The organism is Burkholderia torrens (genome assembly GCF_984668525.1).
This window is the reverse complement of sequence record NZ_OZ480211.1, coordinates 968,286-993,238: the sequence shown is the minus strand read 5'-3', so window position 1 is coordinate 993,238 and position 24,953 is coordinate 968,286. Positions and strand designations below refer to the sequence as shown.

Below are 24,953 nucleotides of genomic sequence, written 5' to 3'. Positions count from 1 at the left end.
CATTGTGCGACCCGGCGGGCGGCGCGGTTCAGGCGCCCGCTTTCACCGGCCGGCCGTGCCAGCGCAGCACAAGATAGCGCCCGGCGAAGCACAGCAGACCCGACACGCCGATCGTCACGCCCATCGCGAACGGCGTACCGTCCGCGAGCGCGCCGATCGCGACGCTTGCCAGCGCGCCGAGCGCGAGCTGCATCGCGCCGAATACGGCCGCCGACGCGCCCGCGTTGTGCGGATAGCGGTGCATGAGGTCGGTCGTGCAGTTCGCGGACAGGATCCCGACCACGCCGACGACGAAGAACAGGCACACGACGATCGACCACAGTCCGCCCCACCCCGTCAGCGCGACGAGCGCAACCGCGAGCGACGCGACGGCGCTCACGAGCGACGCGGCCGCGATGATGCGCAGCGAGCCGATGCGGCCGACGAGGCGCGTGTTCGCGAAGTTGCCGATCATGATGCCGACGACGTTCAGGCCGAACAGCAGCCCGTAGTGTTGCGGCGACACGTGGAAATACTCGATGTACACGAACGGCGTCGCGGTGATGTACGAGAACATGGCCGCGAACGCCATCCCGCCGCACAGCATATGCCCCCACGCGACGGGGTCCGACAGGATGCGCCCGTAAGACGCGAACGACGCGAGCACGGCCGTGCTCTTGCGCCGCTCCTTCGGCCAGGTTTCGGGCACGCGCAGGTAGGCAGTCGCCGCGCAGATCGCGCCGAACACGGCCAGCACGACGAACACGCCGCGCCAGCCGGAAAAACGCAGGATCTGGCCGCCGATCAGCGGCGCGAGCAGCGGCCCTACCGCGGTGACGATCGCGACCATCGACAGCACCTTCGCCGCATCGCTCGGCTCGTGCGCGTCGCGTGCGATCGCTCGCGCGAGCACCGACGCGGCGCCGGCACCGAGCGCCTGCAGGAAGCGCACGACGATCAGCATGTCGATCGAGCCCGACACGAAGCAGCCGATGCTCGCGAGCGTGAACAGCGCGATGCCGCCGAGCAGCACGGGACGGCGGCCCCACGTGTCGGACAGCGGGCCGTACAGCAGCATCCCGACCGAGAAGCCGGCCATGAAGCTCGTGAGCGTGCGCTGCGCGGCGCCGGGGCTGACGGAGAAGCCGTCGGCGATCGACGGCAGGCTCGGCAGGTACATGTCGGTGGCGATCGGCCCGCAGGCCGCGAGCGCGCCGAGCAACAGGATCAGCCGGGCATCGGGCCGGCGCCGGACGACGTGAGACATGGGTATCCGGAATGGAGCCCGCGCGCATCGGGGCGCGCGTGGCGGTGAAGACGGAGGCCGCGCCACGGATGGCGCGCTCAGGCCCATGATTGTACGCGCAACTTTTTTACGTGACGCCGGCCGCGTACGATGGCGGGCCGGCAAGCCTCCCCGCGCGCGGAATCGCACGCGGATTCGATTAAGCTTGCCGCTCTCGTCTGATCATTTGAACGCACGACCGAACCGATGACCGCTTTCCTGCTGATCTGGAGCCCCAAGAAATGGCCGTGGCCCGAGCTGCCCGACGTCGCCGCGCGCGTGAAGGCCGGCGAGGCCGTGCATGACGTGTGGGGCTGCGGCTTCGCGCGCAGCATCCTGCCGGGCGACCGCGTGTTCCTGCACCGCGTCGCGAAGGAGCCCAAGGGCGTGTTCGGCTCCGGCTACGTGACGCGCGCGCCGTACGAGGTGTCCGATCCGTCGACGAAGCGCGGCTACCGGCTGTGCATCGACTTCGTCTACGACTGGCTGGTCGACGCGCACCAGGACGTCGTGATCGCGCGCGACGCGCTGCGCGTCCATCCGTATTCGGTGCAGACCTGGGACGCCCAGACGTCCGGCACGTCGATCAAGCCGATGGTCGAAGGCCCGCTGGAAAAGCGCTGGGCCGAACTGACCGGCAAGCGCAAGCCGCCGCGCTAGCCGGGCCGGGTGCCCGGTGCCGGACGGAATCCGGCCCTCGTTTCCGGCCCTGGCCGTTCCCCAACGCGCCGAACGGTCGCACAAGCGCCGGCGGGCCTGCCGCGCGCGTCTCCGGTACAATCAGACGATCGTTCCGCCCAGGCGCCGCGGCCCGTGCACAGGCCCCCACGCCCTTCTCTCGCAGGTTTCGCTCATGTCCAACAATCAGATCCTCTTCGAACGCGCCCAGAAGACCATTCCCGGCGGCGTCAACTCGCCGGTGCGCGCCTTCCGTTCGGTCGGCGGCACGCCGCGCTTCGTCGCACGCGCGCAAGGCCCGTATTTCTGGGATGCCGACGGCAAGCAGTACATCGACTACATCGGCTCGTGGGGCCCGATGATCGTCGGCCACGTCCACCCGGAAGTGCTGTCGGCCGTGCAGAACGTGCTCGCCGACGGCTTCTCGTTCGGCGCGCCGACCGAAGCCGAGATCGAGATCGCCGAGGAAATCTGCAAGCTCGTGCCGTCGATCGAGCAGGTGCGGATGGTGTCGAGCGGCACCGAGGCCACGATGAGCGCGCTGCGTCTCGCGCGCGGCTTCACGGGCCGCAGCCGCATCGTCAAGTTCGAGGGCTGCTACCACGGCCACGCGGACAGCCTGCTGGTCAAGGCAGGCTCGGGCCTGCTGACGTTCGGCAACCCGACGTCGGCCGGCGTGCCCGCCGACATCGCGAAACACACGACCGTCCTCGAATACAACAACGTCGCCGCGCTCGAGGAAGCTTTCGGCGCGTTCGGCGACGAGATCGCCGCGGTGATCGTCGAGCCCGTCGCGGGCAACATGAACCTCGTGCGCGGCACGCCCGAATTCCTGAACGCGCTGCGCGCGCTGTGCACGAAGCACGGCGCCGTGCTGATCTTCGACGAGGTGATGTGCGGTTTCCGCGTCGCGCTCGGCGGCGCGCAGGCGTACTACGGGATCGCGGCCGACCTCACCTGCCTCGGCAAGGTGATCGGCGGCGGGATGCCGGCCGCCGCGTTCGGCGGCCGCCGCGACATCATGGCCCACCTCGCGCCCCTCGGCGGCGTCTACCAGGCCGGCACGCTGTCGGGCAACCCGATCGCGGTCGCCGCAGGGCTGAAGACGCTGCAGCTGATCCAGGCGCCGGGCTTCTACGACGCGCTCACCGCGCAGACCAAGCGTCTCGCCGACGGCCTCGCGGCGGAAGCGCGCGCGGCCGGCGTGCCGTTCGCGGCCGACTCGATCGGCGCGATGTTCGGCCTGTACTTCGCCGAGCGCGTGCCGACCAGCTTCGCGGAAGTCACGAAGAGCGACACCGAACGCTTCAACCGCTTCTTCCACCTGATGCTCGACGAAGGCGTGTACTTCGCACCGTCGGCCTACGAGGCCGGTTTCGTGTCGAGCACGCACGACGACGCGGTGATCGACGCGACGCTCGCGGCCGCGCGCCGCGCCTTCGCGGCACTCGCTGCCTGACCCGGGGCCGCGCGCATGTTCTCGGATATCGATTTCGCCCACATGCAGCGCGCGCTCGCGCTCGCGGCGCGCGGCATGTATACGACGGCGCCGAATCCGCGCGTCGGCTGCGTGATCGTCAAGGACGGCGACGTGATCGGCGAAGGCTTCACGCAGCCGGCCGGCCAGGATCACGCGGAAGTGCAGGCGCTGAAGGATGCACGCTCGCGCGGCTATGACGTCGCCGGCTCGACCGTCTACGTGACGCTCGAGCCGTGCAGCCATTTCGGCCGCACGCCGCCATGCGCGAACGCGCTGATCGAAGCGCGCGTCGCGAAGGTCGTCGCCGCGATGGAAGACCCGAACCCGCAGGTATCGGGGCGCGGCCTCGGCATGCTGCGCGACGCGGGCATCGACGTGCGCTGCGGGCTGCTCGCGCACGAAGCCGGCGAGCTGAACGTCGGTTTCGTGTCGCGGATGACGCGCGGCCGCCCGTGGGTGCGGATGAAGGCCGCCGCATCGCTCGACGGCCGCACCGCGCTGCCGTCAGGCGAAAGCCAGTGGATCACCGGCGAGGCCGCGCGCCTCGACGGGCACGCGTGGCGTGCGCGCGCCTGCGCGATCCTGACCGGCATCGGCACGGTGCGCGAGGACAATCCGCTGCTGACCGTGCGCGGCATCGACACGCCGCGCCAGCCGCAGCGCATCCTGGTGGACAGCCGTCTCGACCTGCCGCTCGACGCGCGGCTGCTCGAAGGCGCCCCGCTGCTGATCTTCTGCGGCCGGCTCGACGCCGGCGGTGAAATGCGTGCGAACGTGCTGAAGTCGCGCGGCGCGGAAATCGTGCCGCTCGCGAATGCGCACGGCAAGGTCGACCTGCCCGCGATGCTGGCGGCGCTCGGCGCGCGCGGCGTCAACGAATTGCACGTCGAGGCCGGCCACAAGCTGAACGGCTCGCTGCTGCGCGAACAGTGCGTCGACGAATTGCTCGTCTATCTCGCGCCGAGCCTGCTGGGCACCGACGCGGCCGGCATGTTCGACCTCGCCGCGCCGGCGAATCTCGAGGCCCGCACGCGACTGGCGTTCCACGGGGTCGAGCGGATCGGCGACGACCTGCGGATCCTCGCGCGTTTCGCATCGCCCGACACCCCTCGTTGAACGGAGTCGCCACGATGTTCACCGGAATTGTCGCGGCCGTCGGCCGCATCGAATCGATCAGCCCGCTCGGCACGTCGGCCGATGCCGGCGTGCGCCTGACCGTGCAGGCCGGCGGGCTCGATCTCGCCGATGTCGCGCTCGGCGACAGCATCGCGATCCAGGGCGCGTGCATGACGGTGATCGACAAGACCGACACCACATTCGACGTCGACGTGTCGCGCGAAAGCCTGAACCGCACGGTCGGCCTCGCGCAGCCCGGCGAAGTGAACCTCGAGAAGGCGCTGCGCGCGCACGACCGTCTCGGCGGGCACATCGTGTCGGGCCACGTCGACGGCCTCGGCACCGTGTCGCGCTTCGCGCCGGTCGGCGAATCGCACGAACTGCGCATCGTCGCGCCGCGCGAGCTCGGCCGCTATCTCGCTTACAAGGGATCGATCACGGTCAACGGCGTGAGCCTGACCGTCAACACGATCGACGATCGCGCGGACGGCTGCGAATTCTCGATCAACCTGATTCCGCATACGGTCGAGGTCACGACGCTGCGCCATGTGAAGGCCGGCGACAAGGTGAATCTCGAAGTCGACATGATCGCGCGGTATGTGGAGCGGATGCTGTCGTCGTCGCAGGGTGCGCATCAGGACTGATCGCAGCGGCGCCCCTCGAAACGGCGGCCGACGGCCCGATATCCGGGTGCGGACGGTCGCCGTTTTTTTCATCCTGCCCGGCATGGCACACCGGTGCTTCATATCCCGTTTTTCGTCCCATGAATCTTTCGGAGCGATGCCCGGTGCTCGTCAGGGTGCCATTCCGGCGTGATCCAAACCGCTCCCGCCCGGCCCTCGGCCGTTTGGTCTAACGATTCCCGGCCGAATGGCCAACGACGCGCACGGGTCATGCCGTCGCGCTAAGATGCATCGACAGCGGTTTCAACGCCGCAACGCACGACGCGCCGCGCACCGGCCGCCCCTCTTCCCACAGGAGTCGTTCCCATGTCCATCTCGATGTACCAGGCTTCGCTGCCCGTCCTGATCCGCGGCCTGACCAACCTGCAGCACATCCTCGGCAAGGCGCAGGCGCATGCGGCCGAGAAGCAGATCGATCCGTCGGTGTTCATCGGTGCCCGCCTCTACCCGGACATGCTGCCGCTCGTCCGCCAGGTCTACATCGCGACCGACACGGCCAAGGGCTGCGCCGCGCGGCTCGCCGGCGCCGAGATCCCGAGCTTTCCCGACGTCGAGCAGACCTTCGACGAGCTGCACGCACGCATCCAGAAGACGATCGACTACCTGAAAGGCTTCGACGCCGCGCAGATCGACGGCAGCGAGGCGCGCCAGATCGTGCTGAAGATGCGCGTCGGCCCGATCGAGTTCACCGGCCAGTCGTACCTGCTGGGCTTCGTGCTGCCCAATTTCTTCTTCCACGTGACGACCGCGTACGACATCCTGCGCCACAGCGGCGTCGAACTCGGCAAGCTCGACTACCTCGGCGGGCGCGACCAGCACGCCTGACGCTCGGCCGCGGTCGACCCGGCACGCACCCGTCCGCACCCGCGTGCCGGCCACGCGCGGCGGCCCGCCGGGCCTGCCGCGCAGGCCGCCCGCGACGCTTTCCGGAGCGCTTGCCCGCCGCGCGCAGCCCATGCCAGCCGAAACGCCGTCCGGCTGGCGTAAAATACGCACTTTCCTCTTTCTCGCCCCTTTATGACGCTCGCCTCCACGCTCGACATCATCGCCGAGCTGAAAGCCGGCCGGATGGTGATCCTGGTCGACGAAGAAGACCGCGAAAACGAGGGCGACCTCGTGATCGCCGCCGAATTCGTCACGCCGGAAGCGATCAACTTCATGGCCAAGTACGGCCGCGGCCTGGTTTGTCTGACGTTGACGCAGGAACGCTGCAAGCAGCTGCACCTGCCGCTGATGACCTACCGCAACGGCACGCAGTACGGCACCGCGTTCACGGTCAGCATCGAAGCGGCCGAAGGCGTGACGACCGGCATCTCGGCCGCCGACCGTGCGCACACGATCGCCACGGCGGTCGCGCACGACGTGCGCCCCGAGCACATCGTGCAGCCGGGCCACGTGTTCCCGATCATGGCGCAACCGGGCGGCGTGCTCGTGCGTGCGGGCCACACCGAAGCCGGCTGCGACTTCACCGCGCTCGCGGGCCTCACGCCGGCCGCGGTGATCTGCGAGATCATCAAGGACGACGGCACGATGGCGCGCCTGCCGGACCTGATCGAGTTCGCGAAGGAACACAACCTGAAGATCGGCACGATCGCCGACCTGATCCAGTACCGCAGCCGCACCGAATCGATCATCGAGCGGATCGCCGAGCGCACGATGCAGACCGCGCACGGCACGTTCCGCGCGGTGCTGTACCGCGACCAGCCGAGCGGCTCGCCGCACATCGCGCTGGTGCGCGGCACGCCGTCGCCCGACGTCGATACGCCGGTGCGCGTGCACGAGCCGCTGTCGGTGCTCGACCTGCTCGAGACGGGCGTGTCGACCCACTCGTGGACGCTCGACGCCGCGATGCGCGAGATCGCGGAACGCGACCTCGGCGTGATCGTGCTGCTCAACTGCGGCGACACGAAGGAACACCTGATCGACGTCTTCAAGGCGTTCGACGAGGAAGAAAGGGCTGCCGCGCTCAAGCGCCGGCCGGTCGATTTCAAGACGTTCGGCATCGGCGCGCAGATCCTGCGCGATGTCGGCGTCGCCAAGATGCAGGTGCTGTCGAATCCGCGCAAGCTGGGCAGCATGTCCGGCTACGGCCTCGAAGTCACGGGCTTCATTCCGATGCCCGGCGGCGAAGCCAAGTCCTGCCCGGCGTCCAACGCGTAACCCGCCACGACGCTTTCGCCCTATAACCGTTCATCCACACCACGGACCAGATCATGGAAATCGGACAATACCAACCGAATCTCGAAGGCGACGGCCTGCGTATCGGCATCGTGCAATCGCGCTTCAACGAGCCCGTGTGCAACGGCCTCGCCGACGCATGCGTCGAAGAACTGGAACGCCTCGGCGTCACCGGTGAAGACGTGCTGCTCGTGTCGGTGCCCGGCGCGCTGGAAATCCCGCTCGCGCTGCAGAAGCTCGCGGAAAGCGGCCAGTTCGACGCGCTGATCGCGCTCGGCGCGGTGATCCGCGGCGAGACCTACCATTTCGAACTCGTGTCGAACGAGAGCGGCGCGGGCATCACCCGCATCGGCCTCGACTTCAACCTGCCGATCGCGAACGCGGTCCTGACGACCGAAAACGACGAGCAGGCCGTCGCGCGCATGACCGAAAAGGGTCGTGACGCCGCACGTGTCGCCGTCGAGATGGCCAACCTGACGATGGCCCTCGACCAGCTCGGCGATGACGACGAGGACGAAGAGGAAGACGAAGACGAAGACGACGAAGAGGAGCGCGCATGAAGAAGAGCGCCCGCCGACAATCGCGCGAGCTGGCGACGCAAGGCCTCTACCAGTGGCTGCTGTCGAACGCGTCCCCGGGCGAGATCGACGCGCAACTGCGCGGCGCGCTCGGTTACGACAAGGCTGACAAGGAGCTGCTCGACGCGATCCTGCACGGCGTGATCCGCGAGCATGCCACGCTCGTCGAAGCGCTGACGCCGTCGCTGGACCGTCCGATCGACCAGCTGTCGCCGGTCGAACGCGCGGTGCTGCTGATCGCGACGTTCGAGCTCACGCACCATGTCGAAACGCCGTACCGCGTGATCATCAACGAAGCTGTCGAACTCGCGAAGACGTTCGGCGGCTCCGACGGCTACAAGTACGTGAACGGCGTGCTCGACAAGCTCGCCGCGAAGCTGCGCCCCGCCGAAACGCAGGCGCGCCGCAACGGCTGACACCGTTTGCCGGTCCACGGGCGCGCAAGCGCCCGTTTTTCATTCTTCCTCTCCCCCGCCCTGCCCGCCGATGAATACCACCGCCGATTCGCTCGTCACGCTTGCCGCACGCGTCGACGCGATCCAGCCCTTCCATGTGATGGAACTGATGAAGGAGGCACAGCGGCTCGAGTCCCTTGGGCGCGATGTTATCCACATGGGCATCGGCGAGCCGGATTTCACCGCGCCGGAGCCCGTCGTCGAGGCCGCCGCGGCCGCGCTGCGCCGCGGCGTCACGCAGTACACGAGCGCGCTCGGCATTGCGCCGCTGCGCGAGGCGATCGCCGCGCACTATGCGCGTGCGTACGGCCTCACGATCAGCCCGGAGCGGATCGTCGTGACGGCCGGCGCGTCGGCCGCGCTGCTGCTCGCGTGCCTCGCGCTCGTCGGCCGCGACGACGAAGTGCTGATGCCCGACCCGTCGTATCCGTGCAACCGGCATTTCGTCGCGGCGGCCGAAGGCCGCGCGGTGCTCGTGCCGAGCGGCCCCGACGCGCGCTTCCAGCTCACCGAGGACGACGTCCGCACGCGCTGGGGCGACCGAACGCGCGGCGTGCTGCTCGCGTCGCCGTCGAACCCGACTGGCACGTCGCTCGAACCGGACGAACTGAAGCGGATCGTCGAAGCCGTGCGCGCCCGCGGCGGCTTCACGATCGTCGACGAGATCTACCAGGGGCTCAGCTACGATGCGGCGCCCGTGTCGGCGCTGTCGTTCGGCGACGACGTGATCACCGTGAACAGCTTCTCGAAGTATTTCAGCATGACGGGCTGGCGGCTCGGCTGGCTCGTCGTGCCGCCCGCGCTGGTCGGCACGTTCGAGAAGCTGTCGCAGAACCTGTTCATCTGCCCGTCCGCGCTTGCGCAGCACGCGGCACTCGCCTGCTTCGAACCGGCCACGCTCGACCTCTACGAAACGCGTCGCCTCGAGTTCAAGCGTCGCCGCGACTTCATCGTGCCGGCACTCGAACGGCTCGGCTTCGCGGTGCCCGTGGTGCCGGACGGTGCGTTCTACGTGTATGCGCAGTGCGGCGGCGTCGCCCATCCGGCAGCCGGCGACAGCGCCGCGCTCACGCAGGCGATGCTGCACGACGCCGGCGTCGTGCTGGTGCCCGGCATGGACTTCGGCGTCCATGCGCCGCGCGACTACATCCGCCTGTCGTATGCGACGGCCTACTCGCGGCTCGAAGAGGCGGTCGACCGGCTCGCGACGCTGTTCGGGCAGCACTGACGCTGCGGCCCGCGCACCGGCCGATACACGCGCCGCAAAAAGAAAAGGCACCCGATCGGGTGCCTTTTTCATTGCCTGCCGGGCGAAACCGGGCGGGACGCGTGACGTTACGCGCCGAGCTCCGAATGATCGCCGTGCGACTGCTTCGCGGTGTCGACGCTCGCGTCATTCTGCGGCGACGCTTCCTTCGGCGCGGCCGCCTTGACCGACGTCGCGCTGTCGAGCGTCGCGTGCACGCGCTTCGCGCCGCCTGCCGCTGCCGTCACGGCAGCCGTGACGATCGGCTTGGCCGGCTGCGCCGGTGCCTGCGGTGCGTTGACCGGCACGCTGCGGCCGCGCGCGACGTCGCGCAGGCGGCCACGCTCGGCCATCACCTTCGAGCCGTAGCCGTTGTCGTCAGGGTTCGTCGAACCGTTGTACAGGCGCAAGCCGTTCGCGAGCGAGCCGCCGCGCGCAATGCAGTCCTTCAGTACCAGCGCACCGACCTGCAGGTTCGCGAGCGGCTGCAGCGCCGTATCGGTGCCGCCGAAGTATTCGAACTTGTCGGAATGGACCTTCGACATGACCTGCATCAGGCCCTTCGCGCCCACACCGCTTTCGGCGTACGGGTTGAAGCCCGACTCGATCGCCATCACGGACAGAAGCAGCAGCGGATCGAGACCGACGTCACGGCCGGTCTGGAACGCAGCCTTGACGAGCTGGCCGAGCGGCGCCTGCGCGACGCGGTAACGGCGCGACAGGTAGGTCGCGACGAGTGCCTGTTCGCGGTTCGACGCGAGCGCACGGTCGTCACGCGCATCGGCCGCGACCCGCTGGGTCGGGATCAGCTTGGCCAGTGCGACCGGCGACGGGCCGTTGCGGACCGGATCGGACGCATCGGCCTGGGCGCCCTGTGCGGCGGCTTCCGGTGCGACATCGAGGCCGACCGCGAGCGCGTCCGTTTCAGGCGTCTCTTCCTGCTGCGGCTGCACGCCGGCAGGCGCGAAGTTCGGCAGCGGATGACCGGACAGCAAACGGGCTGGCCCGGCCTGCACGGCCGCGGATACGACCGGCATCAGCTTCGCGGCGAGCGTGCCGCGGACGGTTGGCAGCAGCCACAGTGCAAGCGCAACCGCGACAGCAAAACAGCCGACAACGCTGAATAGATGGTGACTGACACGCGTCCCGCGACGCAGCATGTTGCGCACGATCTGCGCATGCTGCTCATTGGGACGCCACGATAACCAAGCGTTCATTCAGATCATCTCCCATGAACATGACTCGTGCGGCTCGCTCAGCTCGATGGCGAGACAGAAAACGCGCCGCGGAATCACGACGCCGCACGCCTTGGTTGGGACGTGCAAGCATCGGGGAAACGGTATAAGTACCGTTCGAGGCCACGGTGTAAGAGGGCCGGCACCTTCGCACAATGGGCGAGGCGGGCATACGCGGTGGCACCCACGCAAAAAACCAGCGTCTGGTAGCGCTGGCTGGGACTACAACTCAAGCCGTCGGATACGCCGTGCAGGATTCGGCGGACGGTGACGCGCTGCGTCAAAGATCGGTGATTGGCGGCTCGAAGCCTTTTACCCTGCAGCCAATGTGAGCGGATTCTAGCAGGGTTTTATAGATCGTCAACACTATAAAAACTCAAATCTATAACAAAAAGTAATTTAAGATCGCTCTTCAGATCGCAAATCCCGTGCCGTAGGGGGTTTGCGCGCGATCGATTTTTTTCGCCGCCGGGCGGCCGGGCGGCACCGCGGGTAAAATCGTCGGTCGATTCGGGGTCGCAGCCGGCAGCTGCGCCCGCCCATCGCTGCCCGCCATGCGGGTGGCCCGGACCTTCTTCATGAAATACAAAGACTTACGCGATTTCATCCAGCGCCTCGAGGCGCTCGGCGAACTGCGGCGCGTCACGCAACCCGTGTCGCCCGTGCTCGAAATGACCGAGCTGTGCGACCGCGTGCTGCGCGCCGGCGGCCCGGCGCTGCTGTTCAACGCGCCGCCCGGCCATGCGTTTCCGGTGCTCGGCAACCTGTTCGGCACGCCGCGCCGCGTCGCGCTCGGCATGGGCGTCGATGCGGGCGACGATGCCGCGCTCGATTCGCTGCGCGATCTCGGGCGCCTGCTGTCCGCGCTGAAGGAACCCGATCCGCCGAAGAGCCTGAAGGACGCCGGCAAGCTGCTGTCGCTCGCAAAGGCCGTGTGGGACATGGCGCCGAAGTCGGTGTCGTCGCCGCCGTGCCAGGAGATCGTCTGGGAAGGCAACGACGTCGACTTGAACAAGCTGCCGATCCAGACCTGCTGGCCCGGCGATGCGGGGCCGCTCGTCACGTGGGGCCTGACGGTCACGCGCGGGCCGAACAAGTCGCGCCAGAATCTCGGCATCTACCGCCAGCAGCTGATAGGCCGCAACAAGCTGATCATGCGCTGGCTCGCGCATCGCGGCGGCGCGCTCGACTTCCGCGAGTTCGCGCTGCAGAACCCCGGCAAGCCGTATCCGGTCGCGGTCGTGCTCGGCGCCGATCCGGCCACGACGCTCGGCGCGGTCACGCCCGTGCCCGATTCGCTGTCCGAGTATCAGTTCGCCGGCCTGCTGCGCGGCAGCCGCACGGAACTCGCGAAGTGCCTGACGCCCGGCGTCGACACGCTGCAGGTGCCCGCGCGCGCGGAGATCGTGCTCGAAGGCTTCATTTATCCGCAGGAAGGCGCCCCTGCCCCCGCGCCGGCCGGCGCACCGCCGCGCCCGTCCGGCAACGCGTCGGCCGCCTACGAGCACGCGCTTGAAGGCCCGTACGGCGACCACACCGGCTATTACAACGAGCAGGAGTGGTTCCCGGTGTTCACCGTCGAACGCATCACGATGCGCCGCGACGCGATCTACCACTCGACCTACACGGGCAAGCCGCCCGACGAGCCCGCCGTGCTCGGCGTCGCGCTCAACGAGGTGTTCGTGCCGCTGCTGCAGAAGCAGTTCTCCGAGATCACCGACTTCTATCTGCCGCCCGAAGGCTGCAGCTACCGGATGGCGATCGTCCAGATGAAGAAGAGCTACGCAGGCCACGCGAAGCGCGTCATGTTCGGCGTGTGGAGCTTCCTGCGGCAGTTCATGTATACGAAGTTCATCGTGGTCGTCGACGAGGACGTGAACATCCGCGACTGGAAGGAAGTGATCTGGGCGATCACGACGCGCGTCGACCCCGTGCGCGACACGGTGATGGTCGACAGCACGCCGATCGACTATCTCGACTTCGCGTCGCCGGTGGCCGGTCTCGGCTCGAAGATGGGGCTCGACGCGACCAACAAGTGGCCCGGCGAGACGAATCGCGAATGGGGCCGCCCGATCGAGATGGACGCGGCCGTGAAGGCGCGCGTCGACCGGCTCTGGCAGGAGATCGGCCTCTGACGTCATGCGGCCGGCGTGGGCCGGCCCGTGCATTGCAATCGCCACCAGAACGACGAAGATGAGCTTTCCGCCTGCCTCCATGCTGTCCGACGGTTTCTTCCTGTCGCTGTCGCTCTGTCTCGACATCGGCCTCGTGAACGTCGCGATGCTGTCGCTGACGCTGTCGCACGGCTTCCGGCCGGGCTTCTGGCTCGGTGTCGGCTCGTGCGTCGGCGATCTCGTCTACGCGGCGCTCGCGCTCGCGGGAATGGCCGTGCTGCTGCAGTTCGAGCCCGTGCGCTGGATCGTGTGGATCGGCGGCGGCGCGGTGCTGCTGTTTCTCACGTGGAAGATGGCGCGCGAAGCGCTGACGCCGGCCGGCGCGGCCGACGACGATGCGAACGACGCGCCGCAGCCGCGGGCGAGCGCCCGGCGCAGCTTCCTGCGCGGGATGCTGCTCGCGATGTCGTCGCCAAGCGCGATCCTTTGGTTCGCGGCCGTCGGCGGCGCACTGATCGCGAAGGCCGGCGCGACGACGCCGGCCACCGCATCGGTGTTCCTGTCGGGCTTCTTCCTCGGCGGCCTCGCCTGGACGCTCTTCATGTGCACGCTCGCGAGCCAGGGCCGCAAGCGTGCGGGCGCCGGGTTGATGCGCGCGTGCCATATCGCGTCGGCGCTGCTGTTCGCGTATTTCTCGTACAGCGTGATCGTCGGCGGCTACCGCGACCTGATCGTGCACGCGGTGTAAGCGAATCCGGGTTTGAAGAGGCCGCGCACCGAGCGGCGGCCCCAAAGAAAAACGGCGCAGCGTCCCTCGCGGGACGGTGCGCCGTTTTGCCACGCGCGGTCAGGCCGCGCGGGACGAATCAGCGACGCCAGTAGCCGTGATGACCCCAGCCGCCATAACCATGGCGCCAGTACGGGCGACCGTAGTAACCGCCGACGACCACGGCGGGCGGCGGCGCATAGTAGGCCGGCGCCGGTGCGTAGTAGACGGGCGGAGGCGGCGGCGCGTAGTACACGGGCGGCGGCGGTGCATAGACGGGGTACGCCGGTGCGACCGGGATACCGATGCCGACCCCGATCGACACGTGAGCTTGCGCGGCGCTTGCGGCACCCAGGCCCAGCGCGGCGGCGGCGATGAACGGAACGAGCTTTTTCACTTCGATTCTCCTGCTGGAGCGAGATTTTGTGCGCTCCTGTCGGCAACGGCGGGCATGCACGTCGCATGGATGCAATGTAGCGAAAACCCGCCCCTCGCGTGTCGTGCATTTGTTGCAAATTGCAATTGCACGCGGCTGGAGGTGCGGTGTGGCGTGGCGTCCGGAGCGGGCGGCGCCCCTTGCAGATCGCGCGATTCCGTCAGACGACCGGGGTCGCGACATACTGGCCGGTCAGTCTTACCGGATACGGCGCGCGCAGCGGGCACGCGTACGTAATGAACGATTACAAATTTGAGACAAGATCCCGACATTTCAAGCGGGGCGTACGCGCTACATGTTTCGGGGTCGGATTCCACGATCATGAACCGGCCGTGACGCAGGGCACCCGCCGGGCACCGGTACGCACATGGGAATCGGGTCGCACGTCGGTAATGAATACCTGCGGCGGCGCGACAACCGCCCTTGCGCGACACCGCCGACATTCCTGCGATACTGGCGATTGCTTCGTTTTGCTTACGCCCGCTGCCATGCCCCTTCCCGACACACCCCGCCTCGGCTTCATCGGTGCCGGCCGCCTCGCGTGCTGCGTCGCGCAGCGCTTCGCGCAGGCCGGCTTCCCCGTCGTCGCGATCGCGAGCCGCACTGCCGCGTCGGCTGCCGGCCTCGCCGCGCGCATCGACGGGTGCCGCGCAGTCGACACGCCGCAGCAGGTTGCCGATGCCGCCGACCTGATCTTCGTGACGGTGCCCGACGACCATCTCGCCCCGACCGCCGCGGCGCTCCGTTTCGCCGCGTCGCGCGCCGCCAGCCAGGCGGTCGTCCACTGCAGCGGCGCGTCGGCGGTTGCACTGCTCGACCCGGCGAAACAGCAAGGCGTGGCCACCGGCGGCTTCCATCCGCTCTACCTGTTCGGTGGCACCGATGCCGACCTCGCGCGCATCGACGGCTGCTCGGTCACGATCGAAGCAGACGGTGCGCTGCACGCGACGCTGCTGCGACTTGCTGCCGCACTCGGCTGCCATCCGCTGTCGATTCCGGCCGGCGGCCGGATGCTTTACCACGCAGCCGCGCACTACGCGGCGAGCTTCGCGCTGTGCGGGCTGTCGGAAGCGGTCGAACTGTGGCGCGGCCTCGGCTTCGACGAGGACGCCGCGCTGCGCGCGCTGCTGCCGATGCTCGCCGGCACGATCGAGACCGCACGCGACAAGGGGCTCGCGAACGCGCTGGCCGGCCCGGTGTCGCGCGGCGATACGGGTATCGTCGAACGCCAGCTCGCGCTGCTCGAGGCGCGCGGCGGCGATCACGCGGCGCTGTATGCGCTGCTGACGCGCCGCGCGGTCGCGCTCGCGGCGAAGCGCGCCGCACCGCCGGCGTCGCTGCCGGCGCTAGCCGAAGCCGTCGAAACGTCACTCGCGCGCACGGCCGCGCGCCCCTCCCCGTCGCGCGACGAGGCGTGATAATGTGTCGGCCGATGCGCCGCCAACCGGCGTTGGCGGCCGCACGCTACTGACTGTATAAAAAGGATGCCAACGATGTTCGGCGAGATCGCCCGTTTTCTGCTCAATACCGTCTTCACGCTGTTCGGCGCCGCGCTGATCCTGCGCGTCTGGATGCAGGCCGTTCGCGTGCCGCCTTACAACCCCGTCACGCAGGCCGTGCTGCAGGCGACCAACTGGCTCGTGCTGCCGCTGCGCCGCGTGATCGCGGGCGTGCGCGGCATCGACTGGGCCAGCGTCGTCGCCGCGCTGCTCACCGCGCTCGTCTACGTCGTGTTGATGGTCGTGATGGCCGGCTTCGATCCTGCCGCGGTGATCGCGACGCTCGTCGTGGTCGCGCTGCTGACCGTCGTGAAGTGGGCGCTCAACCTCGTGATCTGGATGACGATCCTGATGGCGCTGCTGTCGTGGCTCAACCCGCGCTCGCCGGCGATGCCGATCCTCTACCAGCTCACCGCACCGTTCCTGAACCCGCTGCGCCGCGTCATCCCGAACCTCGGCGGCATCGACCTGTCGCCGATCCTGCTGTTCGTGATCGTGCAGGTGCTGCTGATGATCGTCACGCGCGCGGCCGTCTCGCTGACGATGTTCGGCATCTGATCCAGCGCATCACCCTACGCCGCCGGCCCCTGCGCCGGCGGTGCGCCGAGCGTGTCGATCACGCCGAAGCGCGCCGGCATCATCGCGTAGCACGCGCGCACCTTCTCATGTGACAACCGCTCGAGCAGCCGCTGCGCTTCGTCCTCGGTGACGATGAATTCGACCTCGATCGCGAGCGACCCCTGCAGCTCGAAGAAGCGGTCCTCATGCAGCACGCGGTGCTGGCCGAAACCGGCCATCGCGCGAAACGCGGAGCCGCCCGCGACGCCCATCCGGTTCGCCTCCTCCAGCAGCCATTCCCACAGCGGCTTCCAGTGCAGCCGGTGTTGCTCGTGCACGTAGAAGCGCAAGAAGACCCTGTCCATCGCAGCCTCCGATGGCGGCACGCTCAGGCCGCCGCGAGCCACGCACGCGCGGTCCACATGCCGAGCGCCGTAAGCGCGAACGATCCAGTCAAGTGTAGGGCAGCCACCGCCAGCGCCCATCCGAATTCACCCTCGAGCGCATGCGTCATCACTTCGACCGAATAGGTCGAGAACGTCGTGAGGCCGCCGAGGAAGCCCGTGATCACGAACAGCCGCCACTCGGGCGGCAACCCGACGCGCGCGGTGAACACGACGGCGGCAATGCCGATCACGTAGCCGCCGATCAGGTTCGACGCGAGCGTGCCGAGCGGCACGGCCGGAAAGAATTCGTTGAGCGCGAGGCTCAGGAACCAGCGCAGCAATGCGCCGAGCCCGGCGCCGACGAAGATCGCGACGATCGATTGGAACAAGGGCACTCCTCACTGACGACGCCGCGCGACGGACGCGGCCTACGCTGAACTGTATGCGGAATCGCGCGACGACGGCAATGCCGACGGGACGGGCCGGCAGGCGCCCGATCGTGCCGTGACTGCACGAAGCTTCTCGTTGTTTTCGCGAACGGGATTCAATCGACATTTCCACGCAATTACATCTGACATTACAAATTCGTTTTTGAATCGACCGATTATTTATCAGATTTTTAAATGCGAAACAGGCGATTCGATACGGCCGCAGGTTAACCCTGCAAACCCCGTCTTCACGCGGATTCCGCGTGCTCTCCTTTATCAGGAATTCCCGCATCCAGCCGATATTCGATTCAATTGACGCCGTCGATTTCGTAGAATTGTTTCGCCACTCCACTCCATCGGCATGGAGACTCGAAAAATGAACAATATCCGCCTGTCATCCATGTTGATTCCGGCGCTGTGCGCGTCGCTGCTCGCATCGGGTGTCGCACTCGCCGACGGCAACGGGCCGCCATCCTACGTCGAAGGCAACCGCGCGCCGAAAGGATTCGCCCGCCCGCCGTTCCACACGAAGCCGCGCGCGAGCACGGCCACGATCGCCGGCCTCACGCCCGCGCTCACGCGGCACGCGTACGGGTTCGATTCGATCGCCAACCAGGGCGACGGGATGATCGTCGCAATCGTCGACGCGTACGACGACCCGAAGATCGAGTCCGACCTCGGCGTGTTCAGCAATGCGTTCTCGCTGCCGCCCTGCACGTCGTCGAACGGCTGTTTCACCAAGGTGTACGCACGCGGCGCACGGCCCAAGACCGATGCGGGCTGGTCGCTCGAGATGTCGCTCGACGTCGAATGGGTGCACGCGATCGCGCCGAAGGCGAAGATCGTGCTCGTCGAGGCCGCGTCGGCCAGCTTCAACGACCTGCTGGCCGCGGTCGACGTTGCGGTCAAGCGCGGCGCGTCGGTCGTGTCGATGAGTTTCGGCGGCAACGAATTCGGCACCGAGACCGGCTTCGACAGCCACTTCAACGTCGCGGGCGTCACGTTCGTCGCGTCGTCCGGCGACAGCGGCACCGGGACCGAATACCCGGCCGCGTCGCCTTACGTGGTATCGGTCGGCGGCACGACGCTGACGTCCGATACGGCCGGCAACTACGTCGGCGAAGCAGCGTGGAGCGGCAGCGGCGGCGGCGTGAGCACGACCGAGGCCGAGCCGGCCGGCCAGACCGCATGGCCCATCCCGGTGGCCGGCAAGCGCGGCGTGCCCGACGTCAGCTATGACGCGAATCCGTCCAGCGGTTTCGCGGTGTACGACTCGGTCACCTATCAAGGGCAAGCAGGCTGGTTCCAGGTCGGCGGCACGAGCGCGGGCGCGCCGCAATGGTCGGCGCTCGTCGCGATCGCGAATTCGCTGCGCACGGCAGCCGGCAAGAAGTCGTTGAGCGGCACGTACGACGCGCTTTATGCGGTCGGCAAAAACGCGTACGGCAGTGACTTTCACGACGTGACGACCGGGTCCAACGGCAATTGCGGCAGCGTCTGCAATGCAGCGGGCGGCTACGACTACGTGACGGGGCTCGGTTCGCCCGTCGCGCCGGCCCTCGTGCAGGCGCTCGTCGCCCGGCCATAACAGTGCAGTCGGCGCCGGTCGGCCCGTGGCGCAGGGCTCAGCCGCCGCGCCACGCGCGATCGAGCGCGGTCAACGTCGCGAGCGCACCGCCCTTCAGCCCGATCACGTCCGAACGGCGCGCATGCGCTTCGCGCGCGTTGATGCGGATCACGTCCGCACCGAGCCGTTCGCTCAGCTGGCGCACGGTCGGAATCGCAGTGCCCGCACCGATCTCGACCACGACGACGCGCCCGGCCTGCGCGATCCAGTCTTCCAGCGCGCGCGCCTGCGCGTCGTAGCGCTCCCCGAGCCAGCCGGTGTCGCCGAACATCAGGATGTTCGGCCGCGCGAGCCCGCCGCAGTGCGGACAGCGCGGCAGGTCGCCAACGAGGCGGCACGCGGCTTCGTCGACATCCGGCACGAACGGCGCCGCGTCCCATGTATCGTCCGTGCACGGCCGCAGGCACTGCATCGCATGAATCGACCCGTGGATCTCGACGATCCGCGCCGGATCGAAGCCGGCTTTCTGGAACTGGCCGTCGACGTTGCTCGTCAGCACGAAGCCGCCGTTCGGCATCGCGCCGATCCAGCGGCGCAGGATCGCGAAGCCCGCGTGCGGCACCGTCGCCCGGTAAAGCGCGAGACGATGTCCGTAGAACCCCCACGCGAGCGGCGCACGCGCACGGAACGCATGCGGCGACGCGATCTCGTGGAATTCGAAACGCTCGTGGCGCAGCGCCGGATACGCGCGCCAGAAGCCGTCCGTACCGCGAAAATCGGGCAGACCGGAATCGACGCCGATACCCGCGCCGGCCGTGACGAGCAATGCGTCGGCGCGCGCGAGCGCGGCGACGGCGGCCACGACGAGATCGGCGGGAAGCGGCACGGCGGCGGAATCGGTAGAGTCGGCGGGATCGGCGGGATCGGAGAACGGCATGATGGGAAGGCGGTGGCGTCGAACGTTGCACGAGTGGCGTCGCGATCATACGCCCGTTCGGACACCGCGCCACACGCGCGATGCAACGGCGCGGCGCCACGCTCGTCCGGCCGTCGACCACGCGGACATCGACCGATGCGGCGATGCCGCCGGTGGTTCGTCGGCCCGGCGCCGTTCTTCCCGGTCAGCTATCCGAATCGTGCTGCGCGAGCGGGATCTCGTCGGCCGCGAAATAGACCGGCTTGCCGAGTTGCCGCGCAAGACCGACGTCCATGTCCGCCCCGCGCGACGCACCGTCGATCCGCAGCACCGCATCGCAACGTCGCAGCAACCGGTGCGCGGCCGGATACAGGAAAGTCTCGCCGATCGCGTCGCCGACCTGCGTCGACCCGGCCGCGGCCGCAAGCGGCAGCGACACCCACTCGCCGATCATCGGCACGTGCCCGCGCCGGTACACGGCGAGCGCCGCGGCTTCCAGCCGGTGCAGGTTCGCGGCGATGCGCGCGGGGTCGCCGTCGGTGCCGCTGCGATAGGGGCCGGCGACCAGCACGAGCCGCGGCGTCATGCGGCGCGCGCGCCGGCGGTTTCCCGCAGCGCGACGTACTGCAGCAGCATGATCGTCTTCGCGTCGACGATCTCGCCGCGCTCGACCGCGTCCAGCGCGGCCTGCAGCGGCATCTCGACGACTTCGAGATCCTCGCCCTCTTCCGCCACGCCGCCGCCGTCGCCGGTCCGCAGCGACGCATCGTATTCGCCGACGAAGAAATGCAGCTTCTCCGTCACGGAGCCCGGGCTCATGAACGCCTCGAACACCTTGCGCACGCCGCGCACGCGGTAGCCGGTCTCCTCCTCGGCCTCCGCGCGGATGCGCGCTTCGGGCGTCTCGTCGTCGAGCAGGCCGGCGGCCGCTTCGAGCAGCATGCCGTCGTGGCCGCTGACGAACGCCGGCATCCGGAACTGCCGCGTCAGCAGCACGTCGCCCGTAACGGCATGGCGCAGCAGGATCGTCGCGCCGTTGCCGCGATCGTATGTCTCGCGGTTCAGGCGCTGCCACGTTCCGTCGCGGCGCCGGAAATCGAAGGTCACCTTCTTCAGCACATACCAGTCGTCGGACAGCACCGTCGTATCGACGATGCGGACCCGGTCACGCGTTGCAGCCATTGCAGCCTCCCGTTCGACAAAAGACGGTGCCCATGGTAACGTGCAGATTCGTGCAACTTCAAGAAGTTTCGTGCAATCACGATGCTGACGACCCAACGCAAGAAGGCGATCCTCGATGCGCTCGCGCGCGACGGCCAGGTGCTGGCCGTCGAGCTGAGCGTGCAATTCGGCGTGTCCGAGGACACGGTGCGCCGCGACTTGCGCGAACTCGCGGCCGAAGGCCTGCTGCAGCGCGTGCATGGCGGCGCGCTGCCGGCATCGCCGGCCGTCGCGCCGTTCGCCCAGCGCGAGACGCTCGAGACGGCGGAAAAGCGCCGCATCGCGCGGCGAGCCGCGGAGATGATCGCGCCCGGGCAAGTAGCGATCGTCGACGGCGGCACGACCTCCGCGCTGCTCGTCAGCCAGTTGCCGGCCGACCTGCGCGCGACGATCGTCACGCACAGCCCGAGCGTCGCGGTCGCGCTGGCCGCCCATCCGTCGATCGACGTGATCCTGATCGGCGGGCGGCTCTACAAGCACTCGATCGTCGCGGTCGGCGCGGCGGCGATGGAAAGCATTGCGCGCATCCATGCGGACCTGTACTTCATGGGCGTCACGGGCGTGCATCCGGTCGCGGGATTGAGCACCGGTGACTTCGAGGAAGCGGCGATCAAGCGCGCGCTGGCCGAACGCGCGGCCGAGACGGTCGTGCTCGCGTCGCAGTCGAAACTGCGCGCCGCGTCGCAGTTCGTGATCGGCGAGATCACGCTGGCGCAGACGGTCGTCGTCGAGAAGGAAACCGACACCGAGCTGACCGAGCCGATCGAGGCGGCGGGCGTGACGGTCGTACGCGCGTAGCGCGTCGAAGCGATTGCGCGTGTCGTCGCGCCGGCACCGGGCCGATGTCAGCGTGCTGACAGGCACCGCTTGCTAACATGGGCGATCGCCCGATCGCCACATGCTCGCCGCCCGATGCCCCCGCCTTCCGCCACGACTCCCCCGGCACCGCCTGCAGGCGACGCATCGCCGCCGGGCATCCTCACGCTGTTCATCGCGTTCACGCAGATCGGCCTGACCAGCTTCGGCGGCGGACTGAGCGGGCGGATGATGCGCGACTTCGTCTACGAACGGCGCTGGCTCGACGAAGAGGCGTTCCTCAACGGCCTCGCGCTGTCGCAGGCGTTGCCGGGCGTCAACGTGAAGAACCTCGCGATCTGGATCGGCTACCGCCTCGCCGGATGGCGCGGCGCGGTGGCCGGCTTCACCGGCATCATCGCGCCGCCGGCCGTGCTGATCGTGCTGTTCGGCGTCGCGTTCTCGACCCTCACGCGCTTTCCGCTCACGCATGTCGCGCTGGCCGGTGCCGCGGCTGCGGCGATCGGGCTGTCGATCTCGATGGCGATCACCGCCGTGCGGCGGCTGCCGCGTCGCGCGCTGCCGTTCGCGGTGATGGCGCTCACGTTCGTGTCGGTCGCCGTACTGCACTGGCCGCTCGTGTGGACCGTGCTGATCGGCGGTGCATCGAGCGTCGCGCTCGAATACCGCCGCGCGGCCACGGCATCAGCCGGGAGCGACGCACGATGACCGCGTCCGCACGCTATGCCGCGCTGTTCGGCGTATTCGCGCCGCTGTCGATCGCAACGATCGGCGGCGGGCAGGCGATCATCGCCGACATCCAGCGGCAGGTCGTCGACGTCCATCACTGGATGACCGCCACGCAATTCGTGAACGACTTCGCGATCGCGCGGATGGCGCCGGGGCCCGGCTCGCTGCTGGCGACGCTGATCGGCTGGCAGGTGGGCGGCTTCTGGGGCGCGGTGATCGCGACGCTCGCGCTGTTCGGCCCGACTGCTTTCCTGATCTACGGCGTCGCGCATCTGTGGCGGCGGCACCAAGGCGCGCGCTGGCAGGTCGCACTCGAAACCGGCCTGCGCCCGGTCGCGGCCGGCATGATCCTCGCGTCGGTCTGGGTGCTGCTGCAGGCGCTCGACGGCGGCTGGGCCGCGCGCGCGATCGCCGTCGCGTCGACGCTGTGCGTGATCTACACGCGCCTTCATGCACTGCTGCTGATCGCGATCGGCGCGCTGCTGCTCGTCGGCGTGCACGCGCTCGGCGGCATGTAGCGCGGCGGCGCCTTCGCCGCGCGACCGCTCTGCCTAGACGCCGCGAAACTGCGGCGCGCGGCGCTCCGCAAACGCACGCAGCCCTTCGTCGAAATCGGCGCCTTCGCACGCTTGCCGGCGCAACTCCGCGACCCGTTCGAACGCATCCGCCGGCAGCGGCCGCGCGTCCTGCAGCACGCGCAACTGCTCCTTCACCGCATGCACGGCAAGCGGCGCCTTCGCGGCAATCGTGCGCGCGACGTCGAGTGCCGCGTCGTCGACGCCGCCCGGTTCCGCCAGCCGGTTCACGAGCCCGTGATGCGCGGCGCGCTCCGCGTCGAGCGGCTGCGCGCAGAAGAACATTTCCTTCAGCACATGAATCGGCAGGTTGTCGTGGAAGCGCAGCAGACCGCTCGTCGAATACGGCAGGCCGATGTTCGCGGGCGTCATCGCGAAGCGCGCGTCGCGCGCCGCGACGACGAGATCGCAGCTCATCACGAGATCGACGGCGCCGCCCCACGCCGACCCGGCCACCGCCGCGATCACCGCACCCGGATAGGTCCGCACGCGCCGCAGCGCGCGTTCGAGCGGCTTGCCGTAGGCGAGTGGATCGCGGTCGTCGGCCAGTTCGCGCAGGTCGTGCCCCGCGCTCCACACGTCACCGCTGTCGTCGTTCGACAGGATCACAACGGGCGGCGGACGGTGTTCGGCGAGCGCATCGAGGCGCGCGACGAGCGCATCGAGCAACGACGCGTCGAGCGCATGCCGCCGCGCCGGATTCGCGAACCGCACGCGCGCGATCCGCTCGCCGACCAGCTCGACCGTCACGGTCGACGCGCTGTCGTGTTTCGTCAGGTCGGTCATTGCACGGCCTCCGCCACGGCTTCCGCCTGGAAAATCGCGCGCCCGGCCAGCAGTGCGTCGATCGCGTCATCGCCGTAGCCGGCTTCGCGCAACACATCGATCGTATGCTCGCCGAGCAGCGGCGGCGCATGGCGCGTGCGCGGCGCCGGCACGTCGTCGCCCATCCCGCCGAGCGGCGTGACGACCTGGCGCAGCGTGCCGAGCGTCGGATGTGCGACCGGCTCGACCAGCCCGCAATGGGCGAGCTGCGGATCGTCGAACACTTCGTCGAGCGTATTGATCGGGCCGGCCGGCAAACCGGCTGCCACGAAACGCTGCGTCCATTCGCGCTTGCCGCGCGTGCGCAGCCGGCTTTCGAGCAACGTCTTCAGTTCGTCGCGGTGCGCGACGCGCGCATCGTTGGTCGCGAAGCGCGGATCGTTCGGCAACTCGGGCAGATCCAGCAGCTGACAGAGTCGCAGCCACATGTCGGTCGTGATCGGCGCGAGGTTGAGCGGGCCGTCGGCCGTCTCGAACACGCCGTACGGCGCGATCACCGCATGCGCGTTGCCGGTGCGGCGCGGCACGTCGCCGAGGCTCAGGTAGCGTTGCCCGTGCACGCTCAGCAGCGACACGAGGCTTTCGAGCAGCGACGTGCCGACATGCTGCCCGCGCCCGGTGCGCTCGCGCTCGAACAGCGCGGCCATCACGCCGGTCGCCACCCACATCCCCGAGCTGAGATCGCCGATCGCGGTACCCGTGCGCGTCGGCTCGCCGTCCGGGAAACCGGTGAGGCTCATCAGCCCCGCATAGCCCTGCGCGATCTGGTCGAAACCCGGCCAGTCGCGCAGCGGGCCGCGCGGACCGAACGCGGTGACGCTGCCCATCACGAGCCGCGGATCGTGCGCGCTCAGCGCGGCATAGCCGAGCCCCATCGCGTCCATCGTGCCGGCCTTGAAGTTCTCGATCACGACGTCGGCCTGCGCGATCAGCCGCCGCACGACGTCGAGGCCGGCCGGCTGCCGGAAGTCCACGCAGATGCCGCGCTTGTTGCGGTTGCAGGACAGGTAGTACGTACTCACGCCGCGATCGAACGGCCCCCATGCGCGGCTCATGTCGCCGTGCGGCCCCGATTCGACCTTGATCACGTCGGCGCCGAGATCGGCGAGCACCATCGAGCAGAACGGCCCCGACAGCGCACGACTCAGATCGACGACCTTGATTCCATTCAACGCCTGCATTCCGGACTCCTGATATTGACGAC

General features: G+C 68.6%; 28 protein-coding genes. 17 read left to right on the top strand and 11 right to left on the bottom strand.

All coding sequences use genetic code 11. The annotated features are described in order from the left end of the window. Window positions 1-28: 28 nt before the first annotated feature. Window positions 29-1,246, bottom strand: a complete 1,218-nt coding sequence (locus AC5LXX_RS04565; RefSeq protein WP_493410630.1) for a Bcr/CflA family multidrug efflux MFS transporter — start codon at window positions 1,244-1,246, stop codon at window positions 29-31. Window positions 1,247-1,471: 225 nt separating this feature from the next. Here AC5LXX_RS04565 and AC5LXX_RS04560 point away from each other — a divergent pair, with 225 nt between their 5' ends. The 9 genes from AC5LXX_RS04560 (at window position 1,472) to AC5LXX_RS04520 (ending at window position 9,660) form a co-directional block, all read left to right on the top strand. Next, on the top strand, window positions 1,472-1,924 hold the full coding sequence (locus AC5LXX_RS04560) for a hypothetical protein (RefSeq protein ID WP_493410629.1): 453 nt from the start codon (window positions 1,472-1,474) through the stop codon (window positions 1,922-1,924). 193 nt (window positions 1,925-2,117) lie between these two features. Beyond that, window positions 2,118-3,401, top strand: coding sequence for a glutamate-1-semialdehyde 2,1-aminomutase (hemL, locus tag AC5LXX_RS04555; protein ID WP_048024194.1), 1,284 nt, complete (start codon window positions 2,118-2,120; stop codon window positions 3,399-3,401). 15 nt (window positions 3,402-3,416) lie between these two features. Next, the gene (gene ribD, locus AC5LXX_RS04550; protein ID WP_493410628.1) at window positions 3,417-4,538 is read left to right on the top strand and encodes a bifunctional diaminohydroxyphosphoribosylaminopyrimidine deaminase/5-amino-6-(5-phosphoribosylamino)uracil reductase RibD; all 1,122 of its coding nucleotides are present in this window, start codon (window positions 3,417-3,419) and stop codon (window positions 4,536-4,538) included. A gap of 14 nt (window positions 4,539-4,552) precedes the next feature. Continuing rightward, window positions 4,553-5,182, top strand: a complete 630-nt coding sequence (locus tag AC5LXX_RS04545; protein WP_493410627.1) for a riboflavin synthase — start codon at window positions 4,553-4,555, stop codon at window positions 5,180-5,182. Window positions 5,183-5,527: 345 nt separating this feature from the next. Next, the gene (locus AC5LXX_RS04540) at window positions 5,528-6,046 is read left to right on the top strand and encodes a DUF1993 domain-containing protein (protein ID WP_124449035.1); all 519 of its coding nucleotides are present in this window, start codon (window positions 5,528-5,530) and stop codon (window positions 6,044-6,046) included. A 192-nt stretch (window positions 6,047-6,238) separates the two neighbouring features. Further along, window positions 6,239-7,381 carry a bifunctional 3,4-dihydroxy-2-butanone-4-phosphate synthase/GTP cyclohydrolase II gene (gene ribBA / locus AC5LXX_RS04535; RefSeq protein ID WP_493410626.1) on the top strand — a complete coding sequence of 381 codons (1,143 nt, stop codon included), beginning with the start codon at window positions 6,239-6,241 and terminating at the stop codon, window positions 7,379-7,381. 53 nt (window positions 7,382-7,434) lie between these two features. Next, entirely contained in the window at window positions 7,435-7,959 is a 525-nt protein-coding gene (gene ribH, locus AC5LXX_RS04530; protein ID WP_021157084.1) for a 6,7-dimethyl-8-ribityllumazine synthase, read from the top strand. Continuing rightward, window positions 7,956-8,393, top strand: coding sequence for a transcription antitermination factor NusB (gene nusB, locus AC5LXX_RS04525; RefSeq protein WP_124449039.1), 438 nt, complete (start codon window positions 7,956-7,958; stop codon window positions 8,391-8,393). The genes ribH and nusB overlap by 4 nt, the downstream gene beginning before the upstream one ends. A gap of 70 nt (window positions 8,394-8,463) precedes the next feature. After that, window positions 8,464-9,660, top strand: a complete 1,197-nt coding sequence (locus AC5LXX_RS04520) for a pyridoxal phosphate-dependent aminotransferase (protein WP_493410625.1) — start codon at window positions 8,464-8,466, stop codon at window positions 9,658-9,660. A 107-nt stretch (window positions 9,661-9,767) separates the two neighbouring features. Here AC5LXX_RS04520 and AC5LXX_RS04515 read toward each other — a convergent pair whose 3' ends face one another. Together AC5LXX_RS04515 and AC5LXX_RS04510 are read right to left on the bottom strand one after the other, a co-directional pair. Continuing rightward, window positions 9,768-10,895: a transglycosylase SLT domain-containing protein gene (locus AC5LXX_RS04515; RefSeq protein ID WP_493410624.1), complete on the bottom strand. Its 1,128-nt coding sequence runs from the start codon at window positions 10,893-10,895 to the stop codon at window positions 9,768-9,770. 430 nt (window positions 10,896-11,325) lie between these two features. Next, window positions 11,326-11,520 carry a hypothetical protein gene (locus tag AC5LXX_RS04510; RefSeq protein WP_493410623.1) on the bottom strand — a complete coding sequence of 65 codons (195 nt, stop codon included), beginning with the start codon at window positions 11,518-11,520 and terminating at the stop codon, window positions 11,326-11,328. Here AC5LXX_RS04510 and AC5LXX_RS04505 point away from each other — a divergent pair. Further along, window positions 11,492-13,048 carry a UbiD family decarboxylase gene (locus tag AC5LXX_RS04505; RefSeq protein ID WP_493410622.1) on the top strand — a complete coding sequence of 519 codons (1,557 nt, stop codon included), beginning with the start codon at window positions 11,492-11,494 and terminating at the stop codon, window positions 13,046-13,048. The two genes, AC5LXX_RS04510 and AC5LXX_RS04505, sit on opposite strands and share 29 nt — an antisense overlap. Window positions 13,049-13,106: 58 nt before the next feature. Continuing rightward, window positions 13,107-13,775: a LysE family translocator gene (locus tag AC5LXX_RS04500; protein ID WP_493410621.1), complete on the top strand. Its 669-nt coding sequence runs from the start codon at window positions 13,107-13,109 to the stop codon at window positions 13,773-13,775. Between the two features lie 118 nt (window positions 13,776-13,893). Here the strand turns inward: AC5LXX_RS04500 and AC5LXX_RS04495 are convergent, their stop codons facing one another. After that, window positions 13,894-14,190 carry a hypothetical protein gene (locus AC5LXX_RS04495; RefSeq protein WP_059836887.1) on the bottom strand — a complete coding sequence of 99 codons (297 nt, stop codon included), beginning with the start codon at window positions 14,188-14,190 and terminating at the stop codon, window positions 13,894-13,896. Window positions 14,191-14,717: 527 nt separating this feature from the next. Between AC5LXX_RS04495 and AC5LXX_RS04490 the strand changes: the two genes are divergently transcribed. Next, window positions 14,718-15,647, top strand: coding sequence for a Rossmann-like and DUF2520 domain-containing protein (locus tag AC5LXX_RS04490; protein ID WP_493410620.1), 930 nt, complete (start codon window positions 14,718-14,720; stop codon window positions 15,645-15,647). A 75-nt stretch (window positions 15,648-15,722) separates the two neighbouring features. After that, window positions 15,723-16,286 (top strand): YggT family protein, encoded by a 564-nt coding sequence (locus tag AC5LXX_RS04485; protein ID WP_006488584.1) that lies wholly within the window; start codon window positions 15,723-15,725, stop codon window positions 16,284-16,286. Between the two features lie 14 nt (window positions 16,287-16,300). Here AC5LXX_RS04485 and AC5LXX_RS04480 read toward each other — a convergent pair whose 3' ends face one another. Together AC5LXX_RS04480 and crcB are read right to left on the bottom strand one after the other, a co-directional pair. Beyond that, entirely contained in the window at window positions 16,301-16,651 is a 351-nt protein-coding gene (locus AC5LXX_RS04480) for a DUF190 domain-containing protein (RefSeq protein ID WP_124449055.1), read from the bottom strand. Window positions 16,652-16,674: 23 nt separating this feature from the next. After that, window positions 16,675-17,061 (bottom strand): fluoride efflux transporter CrcB, encoded by a 387-nt coding sequence (gene crcB / locus AC5LXX_RS04475; RefSeq protein ID WP_493410619.1) that lies wholly within the window; start codon window positions 17,059-17,061, stop codon window positions 16,675-16,677. Window positions 17,062-17,476: 415 nt separating this feature from the next. Between crcB and AC5LXX_RS04470 the strand changes: the two genes are divergently transcribed. Further along, the gene (locus AC5LXX_RS04470; RefSeq protein ID WP_493410618.1) at window positions 17,477-18,688 is read left to right on the top strand and encodes a S53 family peptidase; all 1,212 of its coding nucleotides are present in this window, start codon (window positions 17,477-17,479) and stop codon (window positions 18,686-18,688) included. A gap of 37 nt (window positions 18,689-18,725) precedes the next feature. Here AC5LXX_RS04470 and AC5LXX_RS04465 read toward each other — a convergent pair whose 3' ends face one another. From AC5LXX_RS04465 to AC5LXX_RS04455, 3 genes are all read right to left on the bottom strand, one after another. After that, entirely contained in the window at window positions 18,726-19,604 is an 879-nt protein-coding gene (locus tag AC5LXX_RS04465) for an SIR2 family NAD-dependent protein deacylase (RefSeq protein WP_493410617.1), read from the bottom strand. Window positions 19,605-19,788: 184 nt separating this feature from the next. Beyond that, window positions 19,789-20,169, bottom strand: coding sequence for a DUF4406 domain-containing protein (locus tag AC5LXX_RS04460; RefSeq protein ID WP_493410616.1), 381 nt, complete (start codon window positions 20,167-20,169; stop codon window positions 19,789-19,791). Next, on the bottom strand, window positions 20,166-20,765 hold the full coding sequence (locus tag AC5LXX_RS04455) for an NUDIX domain-containing protein (RefSeq protein ID WP_322082044.1): 600 nt from the start codon (window positions 20,763-20,765) through the stop codon (window positions 20,166-20,168). Before AC5LXX_RS04455 ends, AC5LXX_RS04460 begins: the two co-directional genes overlap by 4 nt. An 81-nt stretch (window positions 20,766-20,846) precedes the next feature. Here AC5LXX_RS04455 and AC5LXX_RS04450 point away from each other — a divergent pair, with 81 nt between their 5' ends. The 3 genes from AC5LXX_RS04450 (at window position 20,847) to AC5LXX_RS04440 (ending at window position 22,867) form a co-directional block, all read left to right on the top strand. Then, entirely contained in the window at window positions 20,847-21,602 is a 756-nt protein-coding gene (locus AC5LXX_RS04450; protein WP_493410615.1) for a DeoR/GlpR family DNA-binding transcription regulator, read from the top strand. Between the two features lie 114 nt (window positions 21,603-21,716). Next, on the top strand, window positions 21,717-22,328 hold the full coding sequence (locus AC5LXX_RS04445; protein WP_493410614.1) for a chromate transporter: 612 nt from the start codon (window positions 21,717-21,719) through the stop codon (window positions 22,326-22,328). Beyond that, window positions 22,325-22,867, top strand: coding sequence for a chromate transporter (locus tag AC5LXX_RS04440; RefSeq protein ID WP_493410613.1), 543 nt, complete (start codon window positions 22,325-22,327; stop codon window positions 22,865-22,867). Before AC5LXX_RS04445 ends, AC5LXX_RS04440 begins: the two co-directional genes overlap by 4 nt. Before the next feature lie 33 nt (window positions 22,868-22,900). On the opposite strand, the gene scpB is transcribed toward AC5LXX_RS04440, so the two are convergent. Together scpB and AC5LXX_RS04430 are read right to left on the bottom strand one after the other, a co-directional pair. Then, window positions 22,901-23,710: a methylmalonyl-CoA decarboxylase gene (gene scpB / locus AC5LXX_RS04435; RefSeq protein WP_493410612.1), complete on the bottom strand. Its 810-nt coding sequence runs from the start codon at window positions 23,708-23,710 to the stop codon at window positions 22,901-22,903. Continuing rightward, entirely contained in the window at window positions 23,707-24,930 is a 1,224-nt protein-coding gene (locus tag AC5LXX_RS04430) for a CaiB/BaiF CoA transferase family protein (RefSeq protein ID WP_493410611.1), read from the bottom strand. Before AC5LXX_RS04430 ends, scpB begins: the two co-directional genes overlap by 4 nt. Window positions 24,931-24,953 lie beyond the last annotated feature (23 nt).